The sequence below is a fragment of the Actinoplanes palleronii genome (assembly GCF_016862315.1).
Lineage (GTDB): Bacteria > Actinomycetota > Actinomycetes > Mycobacteriales > Micromonosporaceae > Actinoplanes > Actinoplanes palleronii.
Map to the genome: position 1 here is coordinate 17,140 of NZ_BOMS01000104.1, position 10,960 is coordinate 28,099.

At 70.6% G+C, this 10,960-nt stretch carries 9 protein-coding genes; 8 read left to right on the plus strand and 1 reads right to left on the minus strand.

Features of this window, described 5'->3' with window-relative positions:
- The first annotated feature begins 166 nt into the window (after nt 1–166).
- Nucleotides 167–805: a hypothetical protein gene (locus Apa02nite_RS32515; protein ID WP_203828447.1), complete on the plus strand. Its 639-nt coding sequence runs from the start codon at nt 167–169 to the stop codon at nt 803–805.
- Nucleotides 806–1,524: 719 nt separating this feature from the next.
- On the opposite strand, the gene Apa02nite_RS32520 is transcribed toward Apa02nite_RS32515, so the two are convergent.
- Nucleotides 1,525–2,286 (minus strand): dioxygenase family protein, encoded by a 762-nt coding sequence (locus Apa02nite_RS32520; RefSeq protein WP_067700482.1) that lies wholly within the window; start codon nt 2,284–2,286, stop codon nt 1,525–1,527.
- Nucleotides 2,287–2,715: 429 nt separating this feature from the next.
- Here Apa02nite_RS32520 and Apa02nite_RS32525 point away from each other — a divergent pair, with 429 nt between their 5' ends.
- The 7 genes from Apa02nite_RS32525 to Apa02nite_RS32555 all read left to right on the plus strand — a co-directional run bounded on the left by Apa02nite_RS32525 (nt 2,716) and on the right by Apa02nite_RS32555 (nt 10,955).
- Entirely contained in the window at nt 2,716–3,366 is a 651-nt protein-coding gene (locus tag Apa02nite_RS32525; RefSeq protein WP_067700485.1) for a GOLPH3/VPS74 family protein, read from the plus strand.
- 54 nt (nt 3,367–3,420) lie between these two features.
- A complete protein-coding gene (locus Apa02nite_RS32530) occupies nt 3,421–4,944 on the plus strand; it encodes an APC family permease (protein ID WP_203828448.1) in 1,524 nt (507 codons plus the stop codon).
- On the plus strand, nt 4,941–5,543 hold the full coding sequence (locus tag Apa02nite_RS32535; RefSeq protein WP_203828449.1) for a GNAT family N-acetyltransferase: 603 nt from the start codon (nt 4,941–4,943) through the stop codon (nt 5,541–5,543). Before Apa02nite_RS32530 ends, Apa02nite_RS32535 begins: the two co-directional genes overlap by 4 nt.
- A 209-nt stretch (nt 5,544–5,752) precedes the next feature.
- On the plus strand, nt 5,753–6,694 hold the full coding sequence (gene iolC / locus Apa02nite_RS32540) for a 5-dehydro-2-deoxygluconokinase (protein WP_203828450.1): 942 nt from the start codon (nt 5,753–5,755) through the stop codon (nt 6,692–6,694).
- Nucleotides 6,687–7,580 carry a 5-deoxy-glucuronate isomerase gene (iolB, locus tag Apa02nite_RS32545; RefSeq protein ID WP_203828451.1) on the plus strand — a complete coding sequence of 298 codons (894 nt, stop codon included), beginning with the start codon at nt 6,687–6,689 and terminating at the stop codon, nt 7,578–7,580. The genes iolC and iolB overlap by 8 nt, the downstream gene beginning before the upstream one ends.
- Nucleotides 7,577–9,454 carry a 3D-(3,5/4)-trihydroxycyclohexane-1,2-dione acylhydrolase (decyclizing) gene (gene iolD, locus Apa02nite_RS32550; RefSeq protein ID WP_067700498.1) on the plus strand — a complete coding sequence of 626 codons (1,878 nt, stop codon included), beginning with the start codon at nt 7,577–7,579 and terminating at the stop codon, nt 9,452–9,454. Before iolB ends, iolD begins: the two co-directional genes overlap by 4 nt.
- A gap of 4 nt (nt 9,455–9,458) precedes the next feature.
- Nucleotides 9,459–10,955 carry a CoA-acylating methylmalonate-semialdehyde dehydrogenase gene (locus Apa02nite_RS32555; RefSeq protein WP_203828452.1) on the plus strand — a complete coding sequence of 499 codons (1,497 nt, stop codon included), beginning with the start codon at nt 9,459–9,461 and terminating at the stop codon, nt 10,953–10,955.
- Nucleotides 10,956–10,960 lie beyond the last annotated feature (5 nt).

Sequence of the window (10,960 nt, forward strand, 5' to 3'; positions counted from 1 at the left end):
GAGCCAGGGCAAAGAACACCAAGAACTCCCTGCAAGATCCCTGTAAATCGTCGAGGTCCGCTCCCCATTCGGTCCGACATTTTCCGGTACGCAGGGAGAGCCCCGCCCCGGTCGTGCGCCCGCGAGGGATACCCCACTCCCGGCCGCGGCCGCTTAATCTCTCCCCGTGGACACCGCCGGCAGGATCGCAGCGTGGCTCGTGGACGGGCCGTCCCGCTCCGGGGAGCCGGGGCTGTCCGAGACCGAGTTGCTGCGTGCGGAGCAGACCTTCGGCCTGACCTTTCCGCCGTTGCTGCGCGAGGTGCTGGGCCGGGTCCATCCGGTGCGGCGCTACGTCTCCCCGCAACCGTGGCACCCGCCGTCGTCACCGTCGTACCCGGATTGGCGGTTGCGGGATGTGGCCGGGACCCGCAGCCTGATCGCGATCCCGGCCGACGGTGTGGTCTTCGATGTCGAGGAGAACGACTTCTGGTGGCATGCCTGGGGTCCGCGCCCCGAGGGCGTGCCGGAGCGGCTGACGGTGGCCCGCCGGGAGGTGGCGTTGGTCCCGGAGCTGATCCCGCTCTTCGGGCACCTCTACGTCGCCGCCTCCGACGACTCACCGGTGTTCCGCATCATCCAGACGGACGTGCGGCTCTTCGCGCTCGCGCTCGCCGGCCTCGCCGATGTCACCGACGAGGGACCGGCTCCGGCGCTCGCGGAATGGCCGGTGGGCGTGGTCCCGTTCTGGAGCGACCTGCACGCGTATGCCGCACACCGCGACACCGAGAGTCCTTTCGCCCACCTGGCAACCGGCGGCTTCTGACCGGCCGCCCTCATCCACCGGCACGGCCGCCAGTCACCGACCGGCTGGCGCACACGGTTGTGTCCGGCGCCACGAGGCAGCCGCCAGGCGAGTGACCGGGTGCCGGCGAGTGCCCTCGCTCCGGGCCGGCGCGCGTGCCTGGCCTTGCGCTCCGGGCCGGGGCGCGAGTGACCCCGGCGGGGTGCGCACGGTGTCGGCCTGGGGGAATGCCGGGCCCGATGATCGCCGGCTGTTCGTTCCGGCCGCCTCGTGGGCGGCGAGGGTGCACGATGCCCGGTCGGAGATGTCCGCCGCCTCCGGGGAGGGCGGTCAGAGTCCGCAATGCCAGATCGCGTGCGTCTACCGCCCGCCCGGGGGCGGCAACCGCACGCACAACGCGATCGAGGACCGCCACCGCCCCCGATCCGGCCCACTGCGAGCCCCTGCCGCCCCACCGGCGCCGAGCGCGGGCTTCCGCCGCCCCGCCGGTATCGATCACCCGTCCGGCTGTCCAGCAACACTGAGCGATGGAGCGTCCCGGCCCGTGACGACGCCCCACTCACCTGGCCCGAACACATCGGACAGCACTCCAACGATGCAGGCCCACCGAGATCAAGACAGGTGGCGTTCGGCGGCGGTGTCCGGCGCCGCGAGGCGGCGGTCAGTGCCAGCTGTGGGCCGGTGGCTGGTGCTGAGGGGTGTGTCCGGCGGGTTGAGGCACCCCTCGGGGTCAGCCGGGGTCAGGTGGTGAGGAAGGAGCGCTTGGACAGGCCCATCCAGAAGCCGTCGATCGGCTGGTCGGGGGACTGCTCGGGGGTGCCGGACGCGCCCAGCGTCAGGAACATCGGGGCGAAGTGCTCGATGGTCGGGTGCGCATACGGCATCCCGGGCGCCACCGACCGGAAGTCGGCCAGCTCGTCGACCGCCCCGCGGGCCAGCGTCTCGGCGGTCCACGCGTCGAACTCGCGGGACCAGCCCGGCGCGGCCGCCTCGGGCCGCCAGTCGCGCAGGAACGGCAGGCCGTGCGTGGTGAAGCCGGACCCGACGATCAGCACACCCTCGTCGCGCAGCGGCGCGAGCCGGGCGCCGAGCTCGAGCAGCCGATCCGGTTCCAGGGTGGGCAGCGACATCTGCAGCACCGGGATGTCGGCGTCCGGGTACATCACCGTCAGCGGGACGTACGCGCCGTGGTCGAGCCCGCGGGTGGTGCGGGCGACCGTCTCGCCGTCCGGCATCAGCGCGGCGACCTGGTCGGCGAGGACCGGTGCGCCGGGCGCGCGGTACTGCACCTGGTAGAAGCGCTGGGCGAAGCCGCCGAAGTCGTAGACCAGCGGCACGGTCTCGGTGGCACCGAGCATCAACGGCGCGGACTCCCAGTGGGCCGAGGCCATCAGGATCGCCTTCGGCCGGGGGAGGCCGGCCGCCAGCTCCTGCAACTGGGCGACCCAGGTGGGGTCGTCCACCAATGGTGGCGCTCCGTGACTCAGGAACAGGGTGGGCATCCGCACGGCGACCTCCGTTGAAACTTCAACTAACTGGCACCACGGTACGCCGGAATGCTTGCTCCATCAACTATCCGCAAAGAAGCTTACGTACAGTAGTTTTTGATCTTGTTTTGTCACACTCAGCAATCGACCGCGCACGTTAAAAGTGATAGATGATCTTGTAAATTTATGTAAACATTTGTTGATCTCCGAGGTCGCGCCACGTTATTGATCGATGCTCAAACTCCCTGGAAGCGCATGTGATCAACTTCGCCTACTGTGGAGTCGACATTTGTCGCATCTGGACGTTGCGAGAAACGACCGGGTTTGGCAGGCTACACGCGGTCGCGCTACGGGGAGCGCAACGTCATTGCTTCGTGAAACTCACCTTGATTACGTTCGGTGAACAGCGCGGGCATTCCCAAGGCGTCGAGAGGAGAACAAGCCGTGGCGTTACCGCCGCAGCTACCGCCCGCGGATGATCTGTACCTCACCGCTCATGACTCGATCCGGGGCAAATCTTTGCTGTCCCCGGCAACACTCGGTCTGGGCCTGGGGGCAGCACTGCTGGGTGAGCTGATGCTCTGGCGCCGCATCGACCTCGTCGAGAGCGAGCTGATCGTCATCGACGAACGGCCGACCGGCGACGCCGCCACCACCGCACTGCTCGAGCAGATCCGGCGCGAGGCCGGTCAGCACGGAGTGCGTAACTGGATCTCCTATCTGTCCACCGGCATCGCCACCGACCTGGTCGAACGCCGCCTCGCCCGCGGCGGCCTGATCCAGCGTCAGGAGAAACGCGGACTGCTCGGCACCAAGGTCTCCTTCGTGCCGTCCGACTCGATGACCGCCGGATGGCCCGCCACCCGGATCCGCACGAAGGTCTCCCGCGACGAGCAACTCGACGTCGCCGATCTGCTGCTCGCCGGTCTGATCCTGGCCACCGGCCTGGACCAGCAGGTGCTCGCGACCCTCAACGCCCGTGACCGGGCCCGGCTGTTCGACCAGTTCCGGCGCCTGTTCCCGGCCATGCTCCAGCAGCTCGTCGCGCACGCCGAGGCAGCCGTCGGCGACGCCGTGATGGCCCGGCGCGCCTGACCCACCACAGAGTCTTCTCTCTCCCTCACCCCTCATAAATATCTGGAGATACGCGTGTCCTCGACCGCAACCCAACCCGCGGAGAGTCAGCTCTCCAACGCCCTTGCCCGGGACCGGCTCGGCGTGGCCGCCGTGGTGTTCTTCGTGATGTCCGCGGCCGCCCCGCTGACCGTGGTCGCCGGCGTGGTGCCGACCGGCCTCGCGGTGACCGGCCTGACCGGCATCTCGATCGCGTTCATCGCGGTCGCCGTGATCCTGGCGATCTTCTCGGTCGGCTACGTGGCGATGGCCCGGCACATCTCCAACGCCGGCGCGTTCTACGCGTACGTGGCCCGTGGCCTCGGCCGCCCGACCGGTGTCGGCGCGTCCTGGGTGGCGCTGCTGGCCTACAACATGTTCCAGTGCGCCTCGTACGGTGGGTTCGGCGCGATCGCCCAGCCGCTGTTCGTCGACTGGTTCGGCATCGACCTCCCGTGGTGGGCGTTCGGCCTGGTCGCCTGGGCCCTGGTCGCGGTCCTGGGTGTGCGTGACGTCGCCGTCAACGGCAAGGTGCTCGCCACCCTGCTGGTCGCCGAGATCGCGCTGACCGTGGTGTTCAGCATCGCCGAGATCCTCTCCGACGGTTTCCACGCCTCGTCCGCACCGGTCGACGTGTCGTCGCTGACCGGTGCCGGCTCCGGCGCGCTGCTGGTCATGGCGATCACCGGCTTCGTCGGCTTCGAGCAGTCCGTGGTGTTCAGCGAGGAGTCCCGCGACCCGAAGCGCACCGTGCCGCGCTCCACGTACATCGCGATCGCCCTGATCGCCGTGATCTACGCGTTCGCCTCCTGGGCGATGATCTCCGCGGCCGGTTCCGACCAGGTCGTCGCGCGGGCCGGCGAGGAGGGCCCCGAGCTCTTCTTCAACCTGGCCGCCGGTCCGCTCGGCAGCATCGCGCTGCACCTGGGCCACATCCTGTTCCTGACCTCGCTGATCGCCGCGATGATCTCGTTCCACAACATCATCTCGCGCTACATGTTCTCGCTCGGCCGCGAAGGCGTGGTGCCGCGTCTGTTCGGCCGCACCGTGCCGGGCACCGGCGCGCCTAAGAACGGCTCGCTCGCCCAGTCGGCGGTCGGCCTCATCGTGATCGTGGCCTACGCGGTCGCCGGCTGGGACCCGCTGGTCCAGCTGTTCTTCTGGGGCGGCACCGGTGGTGGCCTCGGCGTGCTGCTGCTGATCACGCTCACCGGGTTCGCGGTCATCGCGTACTTCGCCCGCAACCGCACCGACGAGGACGTGCTGCACCGGATCATCGCCCCGGTCATCGGCGCGGTGCTCCTGGTGATCGTGTCCTACCTGGCGCTGAGCAACATCGCCACCCTGCTCGGCGTGGACCCGGACAGCACCACGGCCGTCGCGGTGCCGGGCTCGTTCCTGGTCGTGCTGGTCGCCGGCATCATCTGGGGCCTGTTCCTGCGCAGCTCCCGGCCGCAGATCTACTCGGGCATCGGCATGGGCGCCAACAGCGCGACCACCGGCGGCGGCGGTTTCTCCGCGGCGCTGAACGAGACCCCCGACCAGGGATACCACCGATGAGCGAGTTCACCATCCGGTCCGCCCGGGCCGACGAGCTCGCCGCGATCGGCGCCCTGGTCTCGAAGTCGTTCGACGAGCTCGACGCGGACGCGTACCTGGTCCCGGTCCCCGAGGACCGCGAGCGGATCATGGCGGACTTCTTCACCCTGGAGACCGAGTACGCCTTCAGCCACGGCAAGGTCGAGGTCATCGACCACGCCGACGGCGGGTACGCGGCCGCGGCGGTCTGGTACAACCGGGTCGACCCGCTGCCCGAGTTCCCGGGGTACATGGACCGGCTCACCGCGCTGGCCGGTGACCACCTGGACCGGTTCGGCGCGCTCGGCGAGCTGTTCGAGAAGAACCACCCCACCGACCAGCACTGGCACCTGCAGTTCCTGGCGGTACGCCCGGACCACCAGGGTCACGGCCTGGGCGGCAAGCTGATGAAGAACGTCCACGACATCCTGGACGAGCAGGGCATCCCGGCCTATCTCGAGGCCACGAACGAGAACAACGTGCGGCTGTACCGCCGGTACGGCTACACCGACATGGACCCGTTCGCGATCCTGCTGCCGGACGGCACCCCGTTCTTCCGGATGTGGCGTCCCGCTTCCTGACCGCGGTGACCAGGAGGGGCGCGGGCGATAAGCCCGCGCCCCTCCTGTCGTTTTCCGCCAGCCCTTGACGCGGGCGCGGTCGCGTAATTACATCGATTCAGGTCCACTCAGCCTCGCTGGACGATGACCGGCTGCTGACGGCTTGGTTGATTGCGTCCGTGACCGCACGGGACCTGACCCTCCCGGGTGGATTGGCCGGAGGGACGGACATGTCCGCACACGAGGTCCTGACGATGGGCCGCATCGGCGTCGACCTGTATCCCGAGCAGATCGGCGTGCCGCTCGGCGAGGTGCGGACGTTCGCCAAGTCCCTCGGCGGCAGCGCGTCCAATGTGGCGGTGGCCGCGGCCCGGTACGGCCGTCGCGCCGCGGTGATCACCCGGGTCGGCGCCGACCCGTTCGGGGAGTACCTGCGCACCGCGCTGCGCGGCTTCGGGGTGGACGACCGGTTCGTCGGCACGGTGCCGCACCTGCCCACCCCGGTGACGTTCTGCGAGATCTTCCCGCCGGACCACTTCCCGCTCTACTTCTACCGCTACCCCAAGGCCCCGGACTTGGAGATCCATCCGTCCGAGTTGGACCTGGACGCGATCCGCCGGGCCGACATCTTCTGGGTCACCGGCACCGGCCTCAGCGCTGAGCCCTCCCGCACGGCGACGCTGACCGCCCTGAAAGAGCGTAATAAATCGGGAATAACCGTCTTCGACCTCGACTGGCGTCCGATGTTCTGGGACTCCCCGGCCGAGGCCCGGCACTGGTACATCGAGGCGCTGCGCCACACCACGGTCGCCGTCGGCAACCTGGCCGAGGTCGAAGTCGCGGTGGGCCGGGCGAACCCGGAACGGGCGCTTCTCCAACACGGAGTCGACCTCGCGGTGATCAAGCGGGGCCCGGCCGGAGTGCTGGCCGCATGCAAGGACCAGAAGGTGGAAGCCCCACCAGAAAAGATAAAAACCCTCAACGGCCTCGGCGCCGGCGACGCGTTCGGCGGCGCCCTCTGCCACGGCCTCCTCGCCGGCTGGGACCTGCCCGCCACGATCCGCTTCGCCAACGCCGCCGGCGCCCTGGTCGCCACCCGGCTGGCCTGCGCCGACGCCATGCCGTCCGAGGCCGAGGTCCGTGACCTGCTGGCCGGCGCCGGCCATGGCTGAGGCCCGGGTCAACCCGGTGATCCCCCGGGGCAGCACCGCGGCCCGCCCGTTCGACGTGGTGGTCGGACCGGAGAGCGCCGGCTGGACGCACAGCGGACTGCGGGTGGTGCAGCTGCCGGTCGGCGGCCGGGTCAAGTTCGGCACCGGCGCCGACGAGGTGCTGGTCCTGCCACTCGCCGGTGGCTGTGACGTGGCGTGCGACGACGAACGCCTCACCCTGACCGGCCGCCGCTCGGTCTTCTCCCGGGTCACCGACTTCGCGTACCTGCCGCGCGACGCCGTGGTCACCCTGCGGGCGCCCAACGGCGGGCGGTTCGCGCTGCCCGCAGCCCGGGCCCGGCGCCGGCTGCCGTTCCGCTACGGCCCGGCCGAGGAGGTACCGGTCGAGCTGCGCGGCGCCGGGTCCGCGAGCCGCCAGGTCAACAATTTCTGTACGCCGGAGTCCTTCGACGCGGACGCCCTGATCGCGGTCGAGGTGCTCACCCCCGGTGGCAACTGGTCGTCCTACCCGCCGCACAAGCACGACGAGCCGGGCCCGGACGAGAGCCGCCTCGAGGAGATCTACTACTTCGAGGTGGCGCCGTCCCCGTCCGGCCGGCCCGGCTGCGGATACCAGCGGGTCTACGGCCACCCGGACCGCCCGATCGACGTCTGCGCCGAGGTCCGCAGCGGCGACGTGGTGCTGATCCCGTACGGCTGGCACGGCCCGTCGATGGCCGCCCCCGGCTACGACCTCTACTACCTGAACGTGATGGCCGGCCCCGGTGAACGGCGCTGGCTGATCCGCGACGACCCGGCGCACGGCTGGGTCCGCGACACGTGGGCGGCCCAGAAGGTCGACCCACGGCTGCCCCTCACCTCGGACCGGGAGCGGAGAAGACTGTGAAGCACCGGCTCACCGTCGCGCAGGCGACCGTGCGGTTCCTGGCCAACCAGTTCACCGAGCGGGACGGTGTCCGGCAGCGGGCCGTCGCCGGGTTCCTCGGCATCTTCGGGCACGGCAACGTGGCCGGCATCGGGCAGGCGCTGTTGCAGGCGCAGCGCAGTGGCACACCGGAGATGCCCTATCGGCTGGCCCGCAACGAGCAGGCCATGGTGCACACCGCGGCCGGGTACGCCCGGATGCGCAACCGGCTGTCCACGATGGCCTGCACCACCTCGATCGGCCCGGGCGCCACCAACATGCTCACCGGCGCGGCCCTGGCCACCGTGAACCGGATCCCGGTGCTGCTGTTCCCGTCCGACGTGTTCGCCACGCGGGTGGCCGTCCCGGTGCTGCAGGAGCTGGAGGATCCGCGTTCCGGCGACGTGTCGGTGAACGACGCCTTCCGGCCGCTGTCACGGTTCTTCGACCGGGTCTGGCGGCCCGAGCAACTGCCGCAGGCCCTGCTCGGCGCGATGCGGGTGCTCACCGACCCGGCGGAGACCGGCGCGGTCACCGTCTGCCTGCCCCAGGACGTGCAGGCCGAGGCGTACGAATATCCCGACGAGCTGTTCGCCGAGCGCACCTGGCACGTGACCCGCCCGGCGCCCGACCCGCTCGCCGTGGAACGTGCCGCCGCCGTGATCCGCGGCGCCCGCCGCCCGCTGATCGTGGCCGGCGGCGGAGTGATCTACTCCGAGGCGTCCGTGCAGCTGGACCGGTTCGCCAGGGAGACCGGCATCCCGGTCGCCGACACCCAGGCCGGCAAGGGCGCGCTCAGCTGGGACCACCCGAACGCGGTGGGCGGGCTCGGCGCGACCGGCAGCCCGGTGGCGAACCGGCTGGCCGCGCACGCCGACGTGGTGCTCGGCATCGGCACCCGCTACTCCGACTTCACCACCGCGTCGCGCACCGCGTTCCGGCATCCGCAGGTCCGGTTCGTCAACCTCAACGTGGTCTCGTTCGACGCCGCGAAACTCGGTGCGCTGTCCCTGGTGGCGGACGCCCGGGCCGGTCTGACGGCGCTGCGCCCGGCGTTGCACGGACGGCGGTTCACCGGTGATTTCCACGATGACGTGGCGGCGTGGAACGCGCGCGTCGACCGGGCGTACCGGGAAAGAAAGGGTGACCACCTGCCCACCCAGGCCGAAGTGATCGGTGTGGTGAACGAAGCGTGCGGAGCACGCGACGTGGTGGTCCAGGCGGCCGGCAGCCTGCCCGGCGACCTGCAGCGGCTGTGGCGGGCCCGCGATCCGAAGCAGTACCACGTCGAGTACGGCTACTCCTGCATGGGCTTCGAGATCGCCGGCGCCCTCGGGATCAAGCTGGCCGACCCGTCCCGCGAGGTGTACGCCCTGGTCGGCGACGGCTCCTACCTGATGATGGCGCAGGAGATGGTGACCGCGCTGGCCGAGGGCGTGAAGCTGATCGTGGTGCTGGTGCAGAACCACGGGTTCGCCTCGATCGGCTCGCTCTCCGAGCAGGTCGGCTCGCAGCGGTTCGGCACCAGCTACCGCTACAAGAGCGCGCAGACCGGCGACTACGACGGCGCGCTGCTCCCGGTCGACCTGGCGCTGAACGCGGAGAGCCTGGGCGCCTCGGTGATCCGCTGCCGGACCGCCGCCGACCTGGCCGAGGGCCTGAAACGGGCCCGCGAGGCGGACCGGCTGACCGTGTTGCACATCGAGACCGACCCGCTCGCCGCCGGGCCGGGCTCGGAATCCTGGTGGGACGTGCCGGTGGCGCAGATCGCCACCCTGCACAGCACCCGGCACGCACTCACCGGCTACCTGGAGAGGAAACGCGACCAGCGGCATCACCTGCGACCCGGAGGTTGATGAGATGAGCACGATCGAGCACTGGATCGGCGGCCGGTTCACCGGTGGCGCGTCCACCCGGCGCGCCCCGGTCTACCAGCCGGCCACCGGCCGCAAGCAGCACGAGGTGCTGCTCGGTGAACCGGACGATGTGGACGCCGCGGTCACCGTCGCCACCCACGCGTTCGCGTCCTGGCGGGAGGAGTCGCTGAGCCGGCGCACCCGGATCCTGTTCGCGTTCCGCGAGCTGGTCAACGCGCACGCCGCCGACCTCGCCGCGATCGTCTCGGACGAGCACGGCAAGGTGCTCTCCGACGCGGCCGGTGAGGTGCGGCGCGGGCTCGAGGTGATCGAGTACGCCTGCGGGATCCCCACCCTGCTGGCCGGCTCGTTCTCGGATCAGGCGTCGGCCGGGGTCGACGTGTTCAGCTTCCGGGAGCCGCTCGGGGTCTGCGCCGGCATCACGCCGTTCAACTTCCCGGCCATGGTGCCGATGTGGATGCACCCGATCGCGATCGCCTGCGGCAACACGTTCATCCTCAAACCCAGCGAGCGCGACCCGTCCGCGTCGAACCTGGTCGCCGGGCTGTGGCGGGAGGCCGGGCTGCCGGACGGGGTCCTCAACGTGGTGCACGGCGACCGGGTCACGGTCGAGGCGATCCTGCGGCACCCGGGCATCGCGGCGGTGTCGTTCGTCGGGTCGACGCTGATCGCCCGGCACATCCACCGGGAGGCGTCGGTGTCCGGCAAGCGGGTGCAGGCGCTCGGCGGGGCGAAGAACCACGCGGTGGTGCTGCCGGACGCCGACCTGGAGTTCGCCGCGGATCATCTGGCGGCGTCCGCGTTCGGTTCGGCCGGGCAGCGCTGCATGGCGGTCTCCGCCGCGGTCGCCGTCGGCTCGGCCGCCGACGAGCTGGTGCGCCTGGTCAGCGAGCGGGCCGGCGAGGTGGTGGTCGGTCCGGGCACCGACCCGGCCAGCGAGATGGGCCCGGTGATCACCGCGGTCGCGAAGGAGCGGATCGAGAACCTGATCGCCGCGGGGGAACGGCAGGGCGCGTCGGTCACGGCCGATGGCCGAGGCCTCAAGATCCCGGGGTACGAGGACGGCTTCTTCGTCGGGCCGACCGTGCTGGACCGGGTCGAGGACCGGATGGACGTGTACCGCGAGGAGGTGTTCGGGCCGGTCCTGTCGGTGCTGCGCGCGTCGTCGGTGGACGAGGCGATCCAACTGATCAACAACAATCCGTACGGCAACGGCACGGCCCTGTTCACCGACAGCGGCGCGGCGGCCCGCCGGTTCCAGCGCGGGGTGCAGGTCGGCATGATCGGGATCAACGTGCCGATCCCGGTGCCGATGGCGTACCACTCGTTCGGCGGGTGGAAGGACTCGCTGTTCGGGCAGAGCCACATCTACGGGCCCGACGGTGTCGCGTTCTACACCCGCGGCAAGGTGGTCACCCAGCGCTGGCCCCTGGAGGACTCCGCGTCCGAGGCGTCGCTGCACTTCCCGACGGCACGGTGACCGGC

Excerpts from the sequence above, each read along its gene's own strand:
- iolC (WP_203828450.1), top strand. The coding sequence starts at position 5,753 with ATGTCCGCACACGAGGTCCTGACGATGGGCCGCATCGGCGTCGACCTG.
- Apa02nite_RS32555 (WP_203828452.1), top strand. The coding sequence starts at position 9,459 with ATGAGCACGATCGAGCACTGGATCGGCGGCCGGTTCACCGGTGGCGCG.
- iolB (WP_203828451.1), top strand. The coding sequence starts at position 6,687 with ATGGCTGAGGCCCGGGTCAACCCGGTGATCCCCCGGGGCAGCACCGCG.
- Apa02nite_RS32535 (WP_203828449.1), top strand. The coding sequence starts at position 4,941 with ATGAGCGAGTTCACCATCCGGTCCGCCCGGGCCGACGAGCTCGCCGCG.
- Apa02nite_RS32520 (WP_067700482.1), bottom strand. The coding sequence starts at position 2,286 with ATGCCCACCCTGTTCCTGAGTCACGGAGCGCCACCATTGGTGGACGAC.